Raw genomic sequence first — 19,039 nt, 5'->3', positions numbered from 1 at the left:
CCGGCACCTCCCGTGATCCCGCACGCCCCCATGCACCCAAGACGCACCCCCGCACACCCCCACACACCTCCTCCCACCCCATACGTCCCCATACGTCCAGGAGCATTCATGCGAACCCAGAGCCGACGGAGGCCGCGCGCACTCGCCGCGGCAGCCGCAGGGACGCTGCTTGCCCCGCTGCTCTCCGGCTGCTGGGCCGGGGCGGGCGGGACCGGTTCAGGCGGCGACTCCATCAACGTACTGATGGTGAACAACCCGCAGATGGTCGAACTGCAGAAGCTCACCGCCGCCCACTTCACCAAGGAAACGGGCATCAAGGTGAACTTCACGGTCCTGCCCGAGAACGACGTCCGCGACAAGATCAGCCAGGACTTCGCCAACCAGGCGGGCCAGTACGACGTCGCCACGCTCAGCAACTACGAGATCCCGATCTACGCCAAGAACGACTGGCTGCACGAGCTCGGCTCGTACACCCGCAAGGACAAGGCGTACGACGAGAAGGACGTACTGCCGTCCATGCGCCAGTCGCTCACGGGCGACGACGGCAAGCTCTACGGACAGCCCTTCTACGGAGAGTCGTCCTTCCTGATGTACCGCAAGGACGTGTTCAAGAAGGCCGGTCTCACCATGCCTAAGCACCCCACCTGGAAGCAGGTGGCGCAGCTCGCGGGTGACGTCGAAGACGCCGGCGTCGAGTCCGGGATGAAGGGCATCTGTCTGCGCGGACTCCCGGGCTGGGGCGAGTTGATCGCGCCCCTGACCACCGTGGTGAACACCTTCGGAGGGACGTGGTTCGACAAGGGGTGGAAGGCGCGCCTCGACTCCCCCGAGTTCGAGAAGGCAACTCGCTTCTACGTGGACCTCGTTCGCGAGCACGGCGAGTCCGGAGCCGCCCAGTCCGGCTATGCCGAGTGCCTGAACAACCTCACCCAGGGCAAGACCGCCATGTGGTACGACGCCACGGCCGCCGCCGGTTCGCTGGAGTCCGCCAAGTCCCCGGTCAAGGGCAAGATCGGCTACGTACCCGCGCCCGTGGAGAAGACCAAGAGCTCCGGGTGGCTCTACACCTGGGCATGGGGCCTGCAGAAGGCCTCGCGCAACCCCGACAAGGCCTGGAAGTTCGTCTCCTGGGCGTCAAGCAAGGAGTACGAGCAGCTGGTCGGCGAGAAGATCGGCTGGTCCAACGTCCCCGCGGGCAAGCGGGCTTCGACGTACGACAACCCCGCTTACCGCAAGGAGGCCGCCGCCTTCCAGGACGTCACCCACGACGCCATCGAAGGCGCTCGGCCGACCGATCCCGGCGTGCAGCCCCGGCCCGCGCCCGGCATCCAGTTCGTCGGCATCCCCGAGTTCACCGACCTCGGCACGAAGGTCTCCCAGGAGATCAGCGCGGCCATCGCCGGGCGCCAGTCCGTCGAATCGGCCCTCAAGAAGTCACAGAAGCTCGCCGAGAAGATCGCCGAGGAGTACGAGGGACGATGACCGCCACCGCGAGTACCCCCACCGTCGCGCCCAAGACCGCGCGCGCCCCCGGGCCCAAGGCGCCAGGAAGGCTGCGCGCCTGGGCCACCAGGGCCCCTCTCCTGCCCGCCCTGATCTTCATGGTCGTGGTGACCCAGCTGCCCTTCGTGGCCACGCTGGTGATCTCCTTCTTCGACTGGAACGCCCTCTACCCCGACGCCCGCAGCTTCGCGGGACTCGACAACTACTCCGAGGTCCTCACCGATCCGGACCTGCGCAAGTCGGTCCTGACGACCATCGTGCTCACGGCCACCGTGGTCATCGCGAGCCTCGTCATCGGGCTCGGGCTCGCCCTGCTCCTGGACCGGAGGTTCCGGGGCCGGGGTGTGGTCCGCACGCTGCTCATAGCGCCGTTCCTGCTCGTTCCGGTGGCCGCCGCGCTGCTGTGGAAGCACGTGCTCTACAACCCCGAGTACGGCCTCTTCAACGGCCTGCTCCACTGGGTGGGCGGTGACGGCGCGACCCAGCCCGACTGGGTGTCGAACACCCCGCTGATCGCCATCGAGGCCTCCCTGATCTGGCAGTGGACGCCCTTCATGATGCTGATCCTGCTCGCCGGGCTGCAGAGCCGCGACAGTGAACTCGTCGAGGCGGCCCGCATGGACGGCGCGGGGCCCTGGCAGGTGTTCCGCTATCTGACGCTGCCGCATCTGCGCCGCTATCTGGAGCTGGGGTCGCTGCTCGGCTCGATCTACATCGTGCAGAACTTCGACGCCGTCTTCACGATCACCTCGGGCGGCCTCGGCACGGCCAACCTGCCCTACACCGTCTACCAGAGCTTCTACCAGGCCCACGAGAACGGCCTGGCGTCCGCCGCCGGCGTCCTCGTCGTCATCGGTTCCCTCATCATCGCGACCTTCGCGCTGCGGGTCGTCTCGTCCCTGTTCCGTGAGGAGGCGTCCCGCTCATGAGCACTGCCGTGACGCGTGACAAGCCACGCACCCGGACCCCGCTGAAGATCCGGGGCTCCGCGGGCCTCGGCCTGGCCGCCTGGCTGGCCGGAATCCTGTTCTTCCTGCCCATCGCCTGGATGGCGCTGACCTCCTTCCACTCGGAGGAGGACGCCGCGACCAATCCGCCCTCGCTCGCCGCCTCGCTCACCCTGGACGGCTACCGCGACTTCTTCGGCGCGGGCGGCGGCGCGAGCCCCTGGCCCTCGCTCATCAACTCGACCGTGGCGTCGGTCGCGTCGACGCTACTCGTGCTGCTCCTGGCGCTCCCTGCCGCGTACGCGCTGTCCATCAGGCCGGTGAAGAAGTGGACGGACGTCCTGTTCTTCTTCCTGTCGACGAAGATGCTGCCGGTCGTGGCGGGACTGCTGCCGATCTATCTCTTCGCGAAGAACACCGACATGCTCGACAACATCTGGCTGTTGGTCATCCTCTACACGTCGATGAACCTGCCGATCGCGGTGTGGATGATGCAGTCCTTCCTCGCCGAGGTGCCGGTCGCGATCATCGAGGCCGCGCAGATCGACGGGGCGCGCCTGCCCACCATCCTCACGCGCGTGGTGGCCCCCATCGCGCTGCCGGGGATCGCGGCGACGTCCCTGATCTGCTTCATCTTCAGCTGGAACGAACTCCTCTTCGCCCGAGTGCTCACGGGCGTCGTCGCCCAGACCGCGCCCGTGTTCCTGACCGGCTTCATCACCAGCCAGGGCCTGTTCCTGGCGAAGGTGTGCGCCGCGTCGCTCGTGATCTCCCTGCCGGTGCTCGCCGCGGGGTTCGCCGCCCAGGACAAGCTGGTCCAGGGCCTGTCGTTGGGAGCCGTCAAGTGAAGGCCGCCATCATCGAGTCCGTCGGCAAAGCCGTCGTCGGCGAGGTGCCCGACCCCACCCCGGGGCCGCGCGATGTCGTCGTCGAGGTCGCCGCGTGCGGACTGTGCGGGACCGATCTGCACATCCTGCAGGGCGAGTTCGCGCCCACACTGCCGGTGGTGCCGGGGCACGAGTTCGCCGGGGAGGTGGTGGGGCTCGGCCGCGAGGTCACCGAGCTCGCGGTCGGCGACCGCGTCGCCGTCGACCCCTCGCTCTACTGTTACGAGTGTCGCTACTGCCGCACCGGCCACAACAACCTCTGCGAGCGCTGGGCCGCGATCGGCGTCACCACCGCGGGCGGCGCCGCCCAGTACGCGGTCGCGCCCGTCGCCAACTGTGTGCGGCTCCCCGAGAACGTACGCACCCAGGACGCGGCCCTCATCGAGCCCCTGTCGTGCGCGGTGCGCGGCTATGACGTCCTGCGGGCCCAGCTCGGCGCCCACGTCCTGATCTACGGCTCCGGGACGATGGGCCTGATGATGCTGGAGCTCGCCAAGCGGACGGGAGCGGCGAGCGTGGACGTCGTGGACCTCAACCCGGACCGCCTCGCCACGGCGCGGCAGCTGGGCGTCTCGGGGTCGGCCGCCGGGGCGGACGAGCTCGACCGGCCCCAGGGGTGGGACATCGTGGTCGACGCCACCGGGAACGCGGCGGCGATCCAGGACGGCCTCGGGCGGGTCGCCAAGGCGGGAACGTTCCTGCAGTTCGGGGTGGCCGACTACGCGACGCGGGTCAGCATCGATCCGTACCGCATCTACAACCAGGAGATCACCATCACCGGGTCGATGGCGGTGCTCCACAGCTATGAGCGGGCGGCGGAGCTGTTCGCCGCGGGTGTGCTGGATCCTGATGTGTTCATCAGTGATCGGATGCCGCTGGACTCTTATCCGCAGGCGCTCGAGCGGTTCGCCTCCGGGGTGGGCCGGAAGATCGTGGTGGTGCCGTAGATCACCGGCTTCGCCGAGTTCGTCCTCAAACGCCGGACGGGCTGAGATCCAGCCCGTCCGGCGTTCTGGGGGCAAGGAAAAGAAACTTCCGCGGGTAAGGGAACGGCAAAGCCGGGACGTTCGTTACCCCATGCATGACAGCTATGACCCCCGGCTCGAACATCCCTCTCACCGCCACTCGCGTAGCGGTGGACGTCGCCGCACCGGTGCGGCTCGACGTATCGGGCCTGCTGCTCACCGCCGACGGCAAGGTGCGCTCCGACGACGACTTCATCTTCTTCAACCAGCCCTCCGGGCCCGGTGTCACCTACCAGTCGGGGGGCGGCACGACCCCCGACAAGATCACGGTGGACACCACGGCCGTGCCCGCCGGCATCGAGAAGATCGTCGTCACCGCCAGCCCGGACGCGGCGGGCCAGACCTTCCAGGGCGTCGAGCCCACCGCCACCATCCGCAACGCGGACGACGGTTCCGTCCTCGCCACGTTCACGCCCCCGCAGCTCGGCGGCGAGACCGCCCTGGTGATCGTCGAGGTCTACCTGCGCAACGGCGCGTGGAAGGCGCGCGCCGTCGGCCAGGGGTACTCGAACGGCCTGGCGGGCATCGCGACCGACTTCGGCGTCTCGGTCGAGGAGCCCGCGGCCCCGGCCGCTCCGGCCGCCGCCGCGCCCGCCGCCCCGATGGCGCCCCCGTCCGGCGCCCCGGTCCAGGGCCCGCCCCCGCCGGTCGCCGACCCCCGCCTCGCCGCCCCGGCAGCGCCCGCGGCTCCCCCGGCGCCGCCCGCGCCCGGCGCGGGGAAGATCAACCTGGACAAGGGCCGGGTCAGCCTCCAGAAGAACCAGACCGTGTCCCTGGTCAAGGGCGGCAAGCCGCTGCTCTCGCAGGTCAAGATGGGTCTCGGCTGGGAGCCCGCGTACGGCGGCAAGGACATCGACCTGGACGCCTCCGTCATCGCGTACGGCCCGCAGCGCAACCACGTGGACAGCTGCTACTTCGGCAAGCTGTCGATCGTGAACGGCGCGATCAAGCACTCCGGCGACAACCTCACGGGCGAGGGCGGCGGTGACGACGAGGTGATCGTCGTGGACCTGGGCCGTCTGCCGCAGGACGTGACGGGTCTCGTCTTCACGGTGAACTCGTTCTCGGGCCAGAAGTTCACGGCCGTCGCCAAGGCGTACTGCCGCCTTCTGGACGCGGCGACGGGCGAGGAGCTGGTCCGCTTCGACCTCACGAACGCGGAGGCGCAGACGGGCGTGATGATGGCCAAGCTCATCAAGCAGTTCACCGGAGAGTGGGAAATGACCGCGATGGGCGACTTCGTGAAGTCACGGACCGTGCGCGGAATGGTGAAGCCCGCGGCGCAGGCGCTGTAGCCGCGGCGGGAGTGAGCAGGGGCGGCCGCCGGGAGGGTTCTCCCGGCGGCCGCCCCTTTGTCGTACGCAGATCAGGGAATCAGAGCTTGGACAGCTTGGGGTACGGGCTCAGGAACCGTCCCTGGCGGCCTGCGAAGTCGATGACCACCGCTTCCTCGCCTTCGACTCCGACGATCCGCCCGAGTCCGTACTGGTCGTGCGAGACCCGGTCGCCCACGGCGAACTGCTCGATGGGCGGTGCGGGGGGCGGCGGAACGTTAAAGGGGCTGTTCGGCAGGTGGCGTCGGGTACCGGGGGGCCTCGTCATGTTCTGAGTATGCGCCCTCCGGACCCCGACGCACCATGCTCCGACCTCACACGGTCCTCACATCGGCATCAAACCGACACACAATTTCCCGTTCCCCGTAGCGTTACGTAGTTGCTCCGTGGCACCGCGCGCACATGTGTGCCCCAGGCGCCCCTCGGTCAGAACAAGGCGCTGTAGGCGTTCAGCGCGGGCTGCCCGCCGAGGTGGGCGTAGAGCACGGTCGCGTCGCGCGCGATCTCTCCCCTGTCCACCAGGTCGATCATCCCGGCCATCGACTTCCCCTCGTAGACCGGGTCGGTCACCATGCCCTCCGTGCGGGCCGCGAGCCGCATCGCGTCGAGGGTCGCCTCGTCGGGGAGGCCGTAGGTGCCCGCGTGATAGCGCGCGTCGAGCTCGATGTCGGCGTCCTTCACCTCTGCCTGCACGCCGATGAGTTCGGCCGTCCCGCGGGTGATCCTGGCGATCTGCTCGCGGGTGCGGTCGGGATCGGCGGATGCGTCGATGCCCAGGACACGGCGCGGGCGCTCGCCCTCCTCCGCGAGCGCGGCGAAACCGGCGACCATCCCCGCCTGCGTGGACCCGGTCACCGAGCAGACCACGACGGTGTCGAAGAAGACCCCAAGTTCCGCTTCCTGCTCCGCCACTTCGTACGCCCAGCGCGCGAAGCCCAGACCACCCAGACGGTGCTCGGAGCAGCCGGCCGGGATGGCGTACGGCCTGCCGCCCGCCTCCTCGACCTCGCGCACCGCCCGCTCCCAGCTCTCCTTGATGCCGATGCCGAATCCGGCGCGTACGAGGCGTACGTCGGCGCCCGCGAGCCTGCTGATGAGGATGTTGCCGACCTTGTCGTACACGGAGTCGGGCCAGTCGACCCAACTCTCCTGGATCAGCACGCACTTGAGTCCGGCGCGGGCGGCGACGGCCGCGACCTGGCGGGTGTGGTTGGACTGGACGCCGCCGATCGACACGAGGGTGTCGCAGCCCTGCGCGAGCGCGTCGGCGACGAGGAACTCCAGCTTGCGCGTCTTGTTGCCGCCGTACGCGATGCCGGAGTTGCAGTCCTCCCGCTTGGCCCAGAGCGCGGCGCCGCCGAGGTGGTGGGTGAGGCGGTCCAGGGGGTGGACGGGTGAGGGGCCGAAGAGGAGGGGGTAGCGGGCGTAGGAGTCGAGGGGTGCGGGCACGGGGGCCTCCGGCGGGTTCAGGGGTGGGCGAGCTCTTCCAGGACGCGCCAGATCTCCGTGGTGACGGCCACCGCCGCCTCCGGGTCGCCGTCCGCGCACGCGTCGATGAGGCGCTCGTGCAGCTCGGCGGAGCCGCAGGTCACGCCCTCACCGAAGCGCTGCCTCTCCAGGCGGCGGATGAGGGGGGTGTACCGGGTGATGGTGGCCGTGGCCGCGTGGTTGCCGCAGGCCGCGACGAGGACGCCGTGCAGGTCGTCGTCGGCCCGCAGGGCCCCCTCCACGTCGCCGGCCGCGACGGCCGCCGCGAACCGGCGGCTTGCATCACGCATCGCGTAGAGGTGCGCGGGCTCCAGGCGGGGCACCGCGCCGCGGGCGACGAGTTCGTGCATGGCGCGGACGACGGCCGCCGCGTCCCTGACGCCTGCCTCGTCCAGCGCCGTCACACGGGTGTGGCTCTGCGGTTTGGACTCCAGGAGGCCTTCGTCCACGAGCCGCGAGAACGCAGCGCGGACGGGAGCGCGCGACAGGCCGAGCGAGGCGGCGAGGTCGGCGTCCCGCACCACGCTGCCCGGCGGGATGTCCCCGCCGACGATCGCGTCACGGATCGATGTGTACGCCTGGTCCCTGAGGAGGGTGCGGCGCACCGGTTGCATGGCTCCCATGCACTGAAATGTTAGATACCAATTCCCGGCGCGCACAAGGGTCTTGCCCTCACTTCAGTCGTCTCCTCACCTGAGCCGTACCCTCACTTCCGCGCCCACGGCCAATCGCTCGAAGCCCCCGCCTCGAGCAGCGCCACCATCCGGAACGCCGCGTCCGAAAGGCCGCCGAACACATGGCGGTTGCCCGTGCCGGACGCGCCGTGGCCCACCCGGTATCCCGCCAGGTTCCAGGTGTAGACCGGGACGTGCGCCGGAACCTGCTCGGTCGGGTCGCCGTAGTGGTGGTACGTCGCCTGCTCGTCGGTGACGATCAGGACGCGGTCGTGGTTCTTGTGGAAGCGGCGCACCGCCTCGGTGGTGTTCGTGCCGCCGAGGCTGCCGAACCGCTCAAGGACCTTCAGGACGGACTCGCCCTTGCGGTACCTCACCTTGGCGCTGCTCGTGCCGAACTCGACCAGGTCGGCGTCCGCCGCCCGCAGCGCGAGCGCCGTGCCGAAGACCGCGGCCGCGTCCGCGCGGTTGAGCTGCGAGCGGTCCGAGAGCGGCGACCACATCGAGCCCGAACGGTCGACCAGGATCAGTGAACGGCCGGGCAGCGCCGGCACGTTGCCCAGCGAGTGGCCGAGCGCCTGCTCCAGCGGGTACGCCCAGCGCAGCGACGGCGCGTGCTGGTAGGCGGCGAGGTAGCGGAAGGGGAACTGCCGCGACCTCGCGACCTGTACCGGGTCCGAGAGCTTCGCCGCGACGACGCCCGCCACCTCGTCCGAGACGCCTGCCTCGTCGAAATTCCGCAGGTTGCGCACGAGTGCCATCGCGCCCATGGAGGGAATGACCGCCTCCCAGGCCGCCTTGTCCATCGGCCCCTGCAGCCAGCCCGCGAGCGCCTCCCAGGTCATGCCCGCCGAGGCGAGCCGCTCCGCGCCGCCCGCGCCGGTCACCACCGCGCGCCGCTCGGCGACCGGCACCGCCATCAGCTCGCGGTGCGCGGCCAGGATGCGGGCGGACGCGGGCGGCATGGCCGTGTCGGGGTGGTGGCGGCGGTCGAGCGCGTACCGGAAGAGGTCGCCCTGCCACGGCCTGTCCGGGTCGGGCGCGGCGTGCACGAGGTTGAGGATGTCGCCGAAGCGGTAACCCTTGGACGCCGTGTCGTACTTGAGCAGCGCCTTCTCGCCGTACAGGCGGCGCACGGCATCCGCGATGCCCCGCTTCACGGGCTTGGGGACGTTGCGGCCGTACGTCGCCGTCCAGTACCCGAGCAGCTCGCCGGGCTCGTCCGGGCGGCGCAGCACGGAGGCGACGACCTCGCGGTTCGCGGGGCCCTCGGTGGCGCCGGCGTCGAGGCGCGCCTTGACGTACTCGGCGGCGCCGACGATCGATGCCGTCCGCATGTTGCCGTCGCCGCGCAGCCAGCCGAGGAGGCCCGCGGTCCACTCCGGGTCCTCGACGGCGAGGCGTCGCACGAGCGCGGAGAAACGGTCGTCGCGGTCGCCGCCGTTCTCGTAAAAGGTCTGCTGGGAAACGAAATTCGCCACCGCGAGCAGAAAGAGCTCGGAGCGCGGGTCACGCAGGTGACCTCGGCCGCCCTGCTGGGTCGGCGCGGTGCGCCCGGTCGACTTCACGACGGAAGTGACGAGCGCCTTCGCGGACTTGGTGTTGAAGCGTGCCATGTGAATTCCCCCGAAATGATTCTTCCGAGATCAGAAAGGGATGCGGCGTGATTTCTTGAGAGGAAGTAGCCGCTGCCCGCGCACCGGAAGGAGTTTCACTTTAGGAGATTGAATTGGCGGGGCACCAATTCTTTTTCGGCACGACCGCGGTCAGTCACGACCGCGGTCAGTGGCGTTGGCGCCGCCACGGTCCGGTGATCGCCAGCAGGATGCCGGGTGTCTGGATACTGGCGTAGAGCGTCTTGCCGTCGGGCGAGAAGGTGACGCCGGTGAACTCGCTGTAGGAGGGTTTCTCGGGTGTGCCCGCGTTGAGTTCGTTGCGCGCGATCGGGTACGTACGGCCGTGCTCGGTCGCCCCGAAGAGGTGCTGGATGCCTTCGCCGTCCTCGGCGATGACCAGGCCGCCGTACGGGGAGACGGTGATGTTGTCCGGGCCGTCGAAGGCGCCGTCCTTGCCGGGGTCCGGGTTGACGCCGAGGAGCACCTTCAGGGTCAGGGTGCGGCGCGAGGGGTGGTAGAACCACACCTGTCCGTCGTGCGGGGCGGGGCTCTCGTCGCGGGCGAACGAGGCGACGATGTAGACGCCGCCGTCACCCCACCACATGCCTTCGAGCTTGCGGGCACGCGTGATGTCGCCGTCGTCGAACTGCTGGCGCACCGGGACCGTGCGGGCGTCGCGGTCCGGGACCTCGACCCAGTCCACGCCGTAGACCGTGCCGATCCTGGTGGCGCGGGACAGGTCGTCCACGAAACGGCCGCCGGAGTCGTAGCACTTGGGCGCCTTCAGGACGCCCGCGTCGTCGGCGAGGGTACGCAGCTTGCCGCGGCCGTGCTTGAAGCCGTGCGGAGGGGTCCAGCGGTAGAGCAGGCCGTTGGGTCCTGAGGCGTCCTCGGTGAGGTAGAGGTGGCCGCGCCTGGGGTCGACGACGACGGCTTCGTGGGCGTAGCGGCCAAGGGCCTTGATCGGCTTGGGTGCCCGGTTGGCGCGCCTGTCGTAGGGATCGACCTCGAAGACGTAGCCGTGGTCCTTGGTCATGCCGTTCTGGCCGGCCTTCTCCTCGGTCTCCTCGCAGGTGAGCCAGGTGCCCCAAGGAGTGCTGCCGCCCGCGCAGTTGGTGGCGGTGCCCGCGATGCCGACCCACTCGGCGACGTGTCCGCCGCGGCGGACCTCGACGACGGTGCAGCCGCCGGACGCGGCCGGGTCGTAGACGAGGCCTTCGGTGAGCGGGACCGGGTGCTTCCACTTGGAGCGGGGGCCGCTCAGCTCGTGGTTGTTGACGAGCAGCGTGACGCCGCGCGGGCCCTCGAAGGTGGCCGTGCCGTCGTGGTTGGAGGGCGTGAACTCGCCGGTCTCCAGTTTGGTCTTTCCGCTGTGGGTCAGGACGCGGTACGAGAATCCGGCGGGCAGTGCGAGCAGGCCCTCGGGGTCGGGGACGAGGGGGCCGTAGCCGAAGGCGCCGCCGAGCATGTCGGCCCCGTCCTCCGTCGTCTCCTGGGCGGCGAGCGCGCCGGGCGCGGTGGCGAGTGCGCCGACGCTGCCGGCAAGGGCGACCCCCGCGCCGGTGACCGCGGAGCGTCTGGCGAAGTCCCTGCGAGTGAGCGACATGATGTCTCCTGAGGCGCGTACGAGCGGGCTACGGGCTGACTGTGCACGTGCTGCGACTCTCGGCCTGCGTTCGATTCTCGGCCGGGCTGCTGTCGGCGTCACGTTCCCGCTCACGTATAAACGGCGGTTGAACGCTGTCCGACATCAAGGGGCTTCCTTCCATGAACCTGCCAGCCACCGGCCGCCGTGTCCTGATCAGCGGAGCCTCCCGAGGCCTGGGGAGAGCCCTCGCGCAGGCCTTCGCCGAGAACGGCGACCGCGTCGCCGTGCACTACGGCTCGCGCGAGGAGGAAGCGCGCGCGACGCTCGCCTCGCTCAAGGGTGAGGGCCACGCGCTGGTGGGCGGGGACCTCTCGGATCCGTCGGGCGCGGCGGACGTCGCGGGGCGGTCCGCCACCGCCCTCGGCGGTCTGGACGTCCTGGTCAACAACGCCGCCGTGAACCTGCCGCATCCCCTCGCCGACACGTCGTACGAGGACTGGGCGGCCCTCTGGCAGCGGCACGTGTCGGTGAACCTCCTGGCCACGGCGAACCTCAGTCACCTGGCGGCCCGCCGGATGATCGACCAGGGCACGGGCGGCCGGATCGTGAACATCGGCTCGCGCGGCGCGTTCCGCGGGGAGCCCGACCACCCGGCCTACGGAGCGACCAAGGCGGCCGTCCACGCGCTCGGACAGTCCCTCGCGGTGTCGCTCGCGCCGTACGGGATCGCGGTGGCGTCGGTGGCGCCCGGCTTCTTCGAGACGGAGCGGGTCGCGCACCGGCTGAGCGGGGACGAGGGGGCCGCGATCCGCGCGCAGAGCCCGTTCGGGCGCGCGGGCACGGCGGACGAGATCGCCGCGGCGGTCCTCTGGCTCGCCTCGCCGGTCGCGGAGTGGGCGTCCGGCACGGTCCTGGACCTCAACGGCGCTTCGCATCTGCGCACGTGAAAGGGAAACGACGCACGGGGGCCACGGGTTGGAAGAATCTTCGTAGACAAGGTCAACAGGAACGGATCACCCGCAAAGCCAAGATTTCGTGCAGAACGCCTTGACCCGCCCTCCACACGGCAATAGACATCCCCTACGTGCATCACCCGTAGGGGGAGGCGAGCCGCGTGGACGCACAGCAGGCACGCAGTCTCCATGAGGACCGGCTGATGAAGCTGGCCAATGTCACCGGTGTCGGCACCGGGAGGGACGAGAACTCGGGTACGGACGTGATCGTCGTCTTCGTCACCCGCAAAGTTCCCCGTGACCGGCTCCGTGACGAAGACGTGGTTCCGGCGGTGCTCGAAGGCGTCCCCGTGCGCGTACTCGCGATCGGCGGCGTCGACGCCCAGGCCCAGGCCTAGGACAAGGCCCAGGACAGAGCACGGACCGGAACTCCGACCCGGCAATGAAGGCGAAGAGGTGGTCTGGCGTGAGCCAGCCCGAATTGATGCGAGGACCCACCGGCGGTCAGCTCAGTGACAGCTCCCGCCAGCAGGCGACATCCGACTTCCTGCGGCCCCAGTCGCCGCTGGCCAACGTCGTCGGCTTCGGCCACGGCGTGAAGTGGACCGAGGGACAGCCCACCGGCGAACCGGCCGTCATCGTGTTCGTCACCCAGAAGGTCCCGGAGTCCATGCTCCCGGAGCGGGACGTCGTCCCGCGCCAGATGGACGACGGCACCCCCACCGACATCGTCGCGGTCGGCCATGTCGCCGCGCAGCGGCAGCAGCGCCAGTCTTCCCGCGCCGATGACCGCTCCTCGGCGGTTTACGGCCCCGACGGCAGCGTGAGCGAACAGCTCGCGGGCCTGTCGCAGCCCCAGCTCCAGGAGCTCGGCGGGCTCGGCGCGTTCGAGCCGCAGCTTCTCAAGCGCCGCATGCGCCCGTGCCCCTCCGGCGCATCGGTCGGCAACGTACGCGTGACGGCCGGCACGCTCGGCAGTGTGGTCTACGACTTCCTGCCCGGCGCCGCCGTCGACCCGCCGGGCCCCGGCCTCGGCGTACCGGCGAAGTTCTACATCCTCTCCAACAACCACGTGCTGGCCGACTCCAACCGCGCGCAGCTCGGCAGCGCGATCGTGCAGCCGGGCGTCTTCGACGGCGGCCAGGACCCGGCCGACCGCATCGCGACCCTGGAGCGCTTCATCACGATCCAGTTCGCCCCGCAGATTCCGCTGGAGCGTCACAACAACGTCGTCGACGCGGCCCTTGGCACCGTCGACTTCCAGGACGCGACCCGTGAGACGTACTTCAGCGGTGCGCCGCGCGCCTGGCGCCGCAAGGCGAACGTCGCGGTCGGCGACCAGGTGAAGAAGACCGGCCGTACGACCAACATCTCCTTCGGCCGGATCATCGCCGTCGACGCGACCATCGACGTCAACTACGGCACGGCGGGCACGGCCCGCTTCAAGGACCAGATCCTGACGACGAACATCTCCGCGGGCGGCGACTCGGGGTCCTTGGTGACCTCGCTCGACAACGTCGCGATGGGGCTGCTGTTCGCCGGATCGTCCACCGTGACGGTGCTCAACCACCTCGAGAACGTCCGCGCGCTGCTGCGGGTCGAGGTCTCCGAGCAGCTGGCCTGACCGGCCTCACCACGAGAGGAGGGCTTCATGACCACTCAGTCACGCAAGCAGAAGGGCCAGGCCCGCGCGGAGCACCGTTTCCACAACCCGCAGGGCGCCGAGGTCAAGACGCGCGACGAGGCGTTCGCCGCGCCCCAGGACGTGTCCGCCGAGGCGGTCTCCACCACCTGCAAGCTGGAGCTGCACAACGGCGCGATCACGTTTGCCATCGAGGCGAAGTACAACCCCAACACCCACCCGCACGTGGTGACCGGCGGCCAGATCACCTCCGGCATCTGCGGCGCCCCCTGGGACATCACGGGCGGCTTCATCGGCGACACGATCCGCCTGGACGCCAAGCGCACGGGCCAGGGCTCCTGCGCGAACACGATCACGATCGTGGGCGAGTACCAGAACCCTCCGGCGTACCGGGGGACGTACGGCTTCGACGGCGCGACGTCGTCGTTCAAGCACACGACGAGGTACGAGTGCTGAGCTGACACCACTACCGGGCGGGCCGGGAACTCCGGCCCGCCCGGTACGGCTCTGTGCTCATCACATCCCTTGCTGCGACCGGGCCTTGAACGCCGCCTTCCGCGCTTCCTTGGCCACCTTCTTGTCGGGGTGCAGCCGCCCCATCGCCTCCAGGACATCGGCGGTGGCGGGGTGCTCGACCCGCCAGGCCGCGGCGAAGAACCCGCTGTGCTGCTCCGAGAGCCCCTCGACCAGGCCCTGCAGCTCGTCCGAGTTGCCCTCGGCGGCGAGCTGCGCGGCGATCGTGTCGATGGTCAGCCAGAAGACCAGCGCCTCGGAGGGCGCGGGCACGTCCGCCGCCCCGTGCTCGGCAAGCCACACCCGGGCGAGCCCACCGAGCTCGGCGTCGTCGAGCACGTCCCGCAGCGCGGGCTCGGCCTCCCGGCCCACCAGCGAGAGCGCCTGCTGGCAGCGGAGCCGCCTGAGCGGCGCGCCCTCGTCACCGCCCCGCGCGGCGGCCAGCAACTCCCGTGCCGCGTCCAGCGGTTCGTGCCGGGCGAGCCACAGCTCGATCTCGGCCTGCGCGGCTGCCTGCGGGAAACCGGCCGTCCCTTCGAGCAGCGCGTCGGCGCCCTTGTCGGCGAGATCGCCGACGGCGGGGGCGTCCACGCCCGCCTCCAGCATCCGCGCCCGGATGCCGTACACACCGAGCGGGGTAAGCCGGACCATGCCGTACCGCGTGACGTCCTCGTCGTCCGGCAGCGGCGCCTCGGCCTCGTCGATGTCGGCCATGAGGGCCTCGTCGACCGGCTGGTACTCGACGAGCCCCAGCGGCTCGAAGAGCCGGAACTGGTCGTCGAGCTTCATCATCGCGTCCGACACCTGCTCCAGGATGTCGTCCGTCGGCTCGCCCATGTCGTCGGGCACGATCATCGACGCGGCGAGCGCGGGCAGCGGCACCGCCTCGCCCGCGCCCGCGTCCCCGGCGGTGAGCAGGTACAGGTTGCCGAGCACGCCGTCCAGGAAGTCCGCCTCCGCCTGCGGGTCCCAGCCGAGCTCCTCGAAGTCGATCTCGCCGTTCTCCTCCAGGACGTCCAGGAGGTTGTCCATGTCGGGCACGGTCGCGTCCCCGTACACGGTGTCCAGGGCGCCGAGCCAGACAGCGAGGATGTCCTGGGGGCTGCCGGAGGTGAGGGCGGCGAGGTCCTCACCCGCGGTCACCGTGCCGAGCGCGTCCGCTCCGTCGGGGCCCTCGGCCTCGTCCCCGTCCGTGACGTCCACCAGGCCGGTGTCGACGGCCACGCGCCAGGCCTCGCTCGCGTACGCGGCGGCGTCCGGGTCGTCCACTGCGAGGCCCAGTTCCGCCGCGGCGGCCGGCAGCTGCTCCTCGACGAGTTCGCCGCCTGCTCCGACCCGTGTCTCGGGGCCGGCCCAGCGGGCGAGCCGCGCGGCGCGGGAGAGCAGCGGCGTGGCGAGCGCGGCCCGCGCGAGTTCCGCTTCGGAGTGCAGCAGCACCGGCGGCAGGGTGGCGGGACTTACGGACATCGGCTGATTCTCCTCCGAAGGATGGGGCCTCCCCTGGTCGAGCTGAGTCGGGAGCCTGGGGAAGGGTCGGCTGGGCTGAAGCCTAGACGGATTTGAACCCATGCCGCCCGGTTCATGTCCCTGTCAGAAGACATACACGGTGAGAACACCCGCCGAACCTTGACAACTCCCCTGGCCACGCAAGAGATTGACGCGCGTAGAGCGCTGGGCGCGGCGGGTCACCTCCCTGGCTCCGTCCGCCCGTCCGACCTGTCTGCCCCGTCTGCCTCGTCCGCCCCAGCAGCTCTCACTCGCTTCATACGACCTCACCCTCATCCGGAGTCCCTCCATGCCGCACATATCCCGTGCCACCCGGCCCGCCGTGAGATCCGCCGCCGTCTCCGCGGTCGTGGCCACCGCCCTCGCGGCCGGTCTGCTCGCCGTGAGCTCCTCGTCCGCGTCCGCCGCCGAGGTCCGCGTCCACGACATCCAGGGCACCACCCGCCTCTCGCCCCTCGCGGGCCAGCAGGTCAAGGACGTGACGGGCATCGTGACCGGTGTCCGTTCGTACGGCTCGAAGGGCTTCTGGATCCAGGACCCCGAGGCCGATGCGGACCCCTCGACCAGCGAGGGCGTCTTCGTCTACACCGGGTCCGCAGCCCTGACAGTGAAGGCCGGTGACGCGGTCCGTGTCTCCGGGACCGTCAGCGAGTACGTTCCCGGCGGCGAGGCGTCCGGCAACCAGTCGCTGACCCAGCTCACCAAGCCGACGGTCACGGTCGAGTCGTCCGGCAACGCGCTGCCCGCGCCGGTCACGGTGAGCGCCAAGTCGGTGCCTTCCCGGTACGCGCCCGACGGCGACCCCGGAGACGGCGGCAGCGTCAACGCGCTCCCGCTGAAGCCCCGCTCGTACGCCCTCGACCTGTACGAGTCCCTGGAGGGCATGAACGTACGCGTCGGCACCTCGCGCGTGGTCGGGGCCACGGATCCGTACTCGGAGCTGTGGATCACCGTGAAGCCGCACGAGAATCCGAGCCGGCGCGGCGGCGCGGTGTACAAGTCCTACGACGACCAGAACACCGGGCGCCTGCAGATCCAGCAGCTGGCTCCGGTCTCCGAGCAGCCGTTCCCGAAGGCGAACGTCGGCGACGCGCTGTCCGGTGGCGCGGAAGGCCCCCTGGACTTCAACCAGTTCGGCGGATACACGCTGGTCGCGCGGACGCTGGGCAAGGTCACGGACAAGGGGCTCGTACGGGAGAAGACGCGGCGGCAGGCCAAGGACGAGCTCGCCGTCGCCACGTACAACGTCGAGAACCTCGACCCCGGTGATCCGCAGACGAAGTTCGACGCACTGGCGGAGGCCGTCGTCTCGAATCTCGCCTCGCCCGACATCCTCGCCCTGGAGGAGATCCAGGACGACAACGGCGCGAAGAACGACGGGACCGTCTCGGCGGAGGCGACTCTGAAGAAGTTCACGGACGCGATCGTCGCGGCGGGCGGGCCCCGCTACGCGTGGCGGTCCATCGACCCGGAGAACAACAAGGACGGCGGGGAGCCGGGCGGGAACATCCGCCAGGTGTTCCTCTTCAACCCCGAGCGGGTCTCGTTCACGGACCGGGGCGCGGGGGACGCGACGACGGGCACGGGTGTCGTACGTTCCTCCTCCGGACGCGCCGCGCTGACCCTCTCCCCCGGGCGCATCGACCCGGCGAACACGGCCTGGGCGGACAGCCGCAAGCCGCTGGCCGGGGAGTTCAGCTTCCGGGGGCGGAGTGTGTTCGTGGTCGCCAACCACTTCGGGTCGAAGGGCGGCGACGAGGGTCTGACGTCGCGGCATCAGCCGCCGGTGCGGTCGTCTGAGGCGAAGCGGCTGCGGCAGGCTCAGGCGGTGAATGCGTTTGTGCGGGATGTGGAGAAGGTGCAGAAGGGGGCGGATGTGGTGGTCGTGGGGGACGTGAACGACTTCGAGTTCTCGGCGACGACTGCGGCGCTGGAGGCGGGGGGTGCGTTGAAGTCTGCCGTCAAGTCCCTCCCGCGGGCGGAGCGTTACTCGTACGTGTACCAGGGGAACTCCCAGGTCCTGGACCAGATCCTGACGAGTCCGGGGGTGGGGGGTTCAAAGGGCTCGAAGGGCTCGAAGGACTCGAAGGGTTCGAAGGGCTTCGCGTACGACAGCGTGCACATCAACGCGGAGTTCGCGGAGCAGAACAGTGATCATGATCCGCAGGTGCTGCGGTTCCGGCCGTAGGCCGGCTGCTGGGCGGTTCGGTCTCTCTCGCTACGCGTAGAGCCTGAGCAGCCAGTCCCTCCAAGCCATTTCGGTGCCCTTGGCGTCCGCCTGCGGGGCGAAGTCGTGGATGCTGATTCCCACGGGGGCACCGAAGTGGTTGCGGCCGAAGAAGCGGTGGAGCGCGGTGTCCGTGCGCAGGCCTATGAAGTGCCGGCTGCGGAAGTCGACCACCGCGTCCAGGGATTCGCCGGGGGCGTCCACGCGTACGCGGGCGCCTTCCGCCGCGTCGTCGGGGAGGCCCAGGCGGCGGCCCAGTTTGGCGAAGGCGTCCGGGGCGGTGGCGGGGGCGGGGCCGTCGAGGGCGGTGAAGGTGACGGGCAGGCCCGTGAAGTACGTCAGGTACTGGCGCAGGGTGTGCAGGTAGAAGTCGGTGTGCTTGCCGGCTCCGTCGTACTGGTTGGCCCAGTCGGTGGTGAGGATGCCGCTGTGCACGTAGCGGACCCAGGAGCGGCGGCCTCCGTCGCGGGGTTCGATGGTGCGGTCGAGCTGGTTGAAGGTCTGGCCCGGTGGGAGGCCTGCGGGGTTCTCGACTCGGTCGGTGAGGCGGTGCGGTGGCTCCCAGTGGGTGACGATGCCGCCGGAGGGGGCGGCGCCGCCTTCCCGGGGTTCGTACTCCATGGGCCACAGCCAGCCGCCGGTGCCGGTGGTGAACGCGTCCCAGACCTCAACAGGAGAGGCATCGACCTCAAACTCCCGCTCGATCTCAAACTCCTTGCCACTGCTCATGGCGACTCCTTAGGGGTGCGGGTGCGGATGGTGCTGCGGGGCTGGTGCGTCGTGGGGCGGGGCGAGGCGGGGCCGCACCCCACCATCTCGGCCTGAGCGCTTGCCACTTCGGCGGGTGCGGTGCTGGTCCGTCCGTGGGTGCGGGGCCGCGCCGGTATGTCCGTCCTCGCCATCGTCCGGTGACCGCAGAGCTACTTCGCTACCGGAACGCCGCGAACCGTGCTCCGGGCAGACATACCGCCACGACCCCTCGGGCGCGCTCCCGACCGCAGGAGCATGCGAGCTACGGCACCCGTCCGATTGTGGGTGCGGGGCCGCGCCGGTATGTCCGTCCTCGCTATCGTCCGGTGGCCGCGGGGTTGCTTCGGCACGGGAGTCCTGCGAACCGTGCTCCGGGCAGACAAACC

General features: G+C 70.2%; 17 protein-coding genes. 10 read left to right on the top strand and 7 right to left on the bottom strand.

The annotated features are described in order from the left end of the window. Positions 1-108: 108 nt before the first annotated feature. The 5 genes from M4V62_RS31965 to M4V62_RS31945 all read left to right on the top strand — a co-directional run bounded on the left by M4V62_RS31965 (position 109) and on the right by M4V62_RS31945 (position 5,657). Positions 109-1,482 (top strand): ABC transporter substrate-binding protein, encoded by a 1,374-nt coding sequence (locus M4V62_RS31965; protein ID WP_249590662.1) that lies wholly within the window; start codon positions 109-111, stop codon positions 1,480-1,482. Next, a complete protein-coding gene (locus M4V62_RS31960) occupies positions 1,479-2,432 on the top strand; it encodes a carbohydrate ABC transporter permease (protein WP_249590661.1) in 954 nt (317 codons plus the stop codon). Before M4V62_RS31965 ends, M4V62_RS31960 begins: the two co-directional genes overlap by 4 nt. After that, positions 2,429-3,298 carry a carbohydrate ABC transporter permease gene (locus M4V62_RS31955; protein WP_249590660.1) on the top strand — a complete coding sequence of 290 codons (870 nt, stop codon included), beginning with the start codon at positions 2,429-2,431 and terminating at the stop codon, positions 3,296-3,298. Before M4V62_RS31960 ends, M4V62_RS31955 begins: the two co-directional genes overlap by 4 nt. Further along, positions 3,295-4,284, top strand: coding sequence for a zinc-dependent alcohol dehydrogenase family protein (locus M4V62_RS31950; protein ID WP_249590659.1), 990 nt, complete (start codon positions 3,295-3,297; stop codon positions 4,282-4,284). The genes M4V62_RS31955 and M4V62_RS31950 overlap by 4 nt, the downstream gene beginning before the upstream one ends. Before the next feature lie 143 nt (positions 4,285-4,427). Beyond that, positions 4,428-5,657 carry a TerD family protein gene (locus M4V62_RS31945; protein WP_249593097.1) on the top strand — a complete coding sequence of 410 codons (1,230 nt, stop codon included), beginning with the start codon at positions 4,428-4,430 and terminating at the stop codon, positions 5,655-5,657. 79 nt (positions 5,658-5,736) lie between these two features. On the opposite strand, the gene M4V62_RS31940 is transcribed toward M4V62_RS31945, so the two are convergent. The 5 genes from M4V62_RS31940 to M4V62_RS31920 form a co-directional block, all read right to left on the bottom strand. After that, positions 5,737-5,964 (bottom strand): CarD family transcriptional regulator, encoded by a 228-nt coding sequence (locus tag M4V62_RS31940; protein ID WP_249590658.1) that lies wholly within the window; start codon positions 5,962-5,964, stop codon positions 5,737-5,739. A 158-nt stretch (positions 5,965-6,122) separates the two neighbouring features. After that, entirely contained in the window at positions 6,123-7,145 is a 1,023-nt protein-coding gene (locus M4V62_RS31935; RefSeq protein WP_249590657.1) for a 1-aminocyclopropane-1-carboxylate deaminase, read from the bottom strand. 17 nt (positions 7,146-7,162) lie between these two features. After that, positions 7,163-7,807, bottom strand: coding sequence for a GntR family transcriptional regulator (locus tag M4V62_RS31930; RefSeq protein WP_249590656.1), 645 nt, complete (start codon positions 7,805-7,807; stop codon positions 7,163-7,165). A gap of 83 nt (positions 7,808-7,890) precedes the next feature. After that, a complete protein-coding gene (locus tag M4V62_RS31925) occupies positions 7,891-9,474 on the bottom strand; it encodes a TROVE domain-containing protein (RefSeq protein WP_249590655.1) in 1,584 nt (527 codons plus the stop codon). A 166-nt stretch (positions 9,475-9,640) separates the two neighbouring features. Next, the gene (locus tag M4V62_RS31920) at positions 9,641-11,080 is read right to left on the bottom strand and encodes an alkaline phosphatase PhoX (protein ID WP_249590654.1); all 1,440 of its coding nucleotides are present in this window, start codon (positions 11,078-11,080) and stop codon (positions 9,641-9,643) included. A 161-nt stretch (positions 11,081-11,241) separates the two neighbouring features. On the opposite strand from M4V62_RS31920, the gene M4V62_RS31915 reads away from it, so the two are divergent. The 4 genes from M4V62_RS31915 to M4V62_RS31900 all read left to right on the top strand — a co-directional run bounded on the left by M4V62_RS31915 (position 11,242) and on the right by M4V62_RS31900 (position 14,113). Beyond that, entirely contained in the window at positions 11,242-12,009 is a 768-nt protein-coding gene (locus M4V62_RS31915) for an SDR family NAD(P)-dependent oxidoreductase (protein WP_249590653.1), read from the top strand. A gap of 167 nt (positions 12,010-12,176) precedes the next feature. Continuing rightward, positions 12,177-12,413, top strand: a complete 237-nt coding sequence (locus M4V62_RS31910) for a hypothetical protein (protein ID WP_249590652.1) — start codon at positions 12,177-12,179, stop codon at positions 12,411-12,413. 68 nt (positions 12,414-12,481) lie between these two features. Then, complete coding sequence (locus M4V62_RS31905) at positions 12,482-13,639, top strand: S1 family peptidase (RefSeq protein WP_249590651.1); 1,158 nt, start codon at positions 12,482-12,484, stop codon at positions 13,637-13,639. 27 nt (positions 13,640-13,666) lie between these two features. Then, positions 13,667-14,113 carry a hypothetical protein gene (locus M4V62_RS31900; RefSeq protein ID WP_249590650.1) on the top strand — a complete coding sequence of 149 codons (447 nt, stop codon included), beginning with the start codon at positions 13,667-13,669 and terminating at the stop codon, positions 14,111-14,113. 60 nt (positions 14,114-14,173) lie between these two features. Here the strand turns inward: M4V62_RS31900 and M4V62_RS31895 are convergent, their stop codons facing one another. Continuing rightward, positions 14,174-15,637: a hypothetical protein gene (locus M4V62_RS31895; protein ID WP_249590649.1), complete on the bottom strand. Its 1,464-nt coding sequence runs from the start codon at positions 15,635-15,637 to the stop codon at positions 14,174-14,176. 328 nt (positions 15,638-15,965) lie between these two features. On the opposite strand from M4V62_RS31895, the gene M4V62_RS31890 reads away from it, so the two are divergent. Continuing rightward, the gene (locus M4V62_RS31890; protein ID WP_249590648.1) at positions 15,966-17,864 is read left to right on the top strand and encodes an endonuclease/exonuclease/phosphatase family protein; all 1,899 of its coding nucleotides are present in this window, start codon (positions 15,966-15,968) and stop codon (positions 17,862-17,864) included. Positions 17,865-17,894: 30 nt separating this feature from the next. Here M4V62_RS31890 and M4V62_RS31885 read toward each other — a convergent pair whose 3' ends face one another. Beyond that, positions 17,895-18,632, bottom strand: a complete 738-nt coding sequence (locus tag M4V62_RS31885) for an SRPBCC family protein (RefSeq protein WP_249590647.1) — start codon at positions 18,630-18,632, stop codon at positions 17,895-17,897. Positions 18,633-19,039: the final 407 nt, after the last annotated feature.

The organism is Streptomyces durmitorensis (assembly GCF_023498005.1).
GTDB classification, from domain to species: Bacteria; Actinomycetota; Actinomycetes; order Streptomycetales; family Streptomycetaceae; genus Streptomyces; species Streptomyces durmitorensis.
The sequence above is the reverse complement of the archived record's forward strand: the minus strand, read 5'-3'. Positions and strand labels throughout refer to the sequence as shown.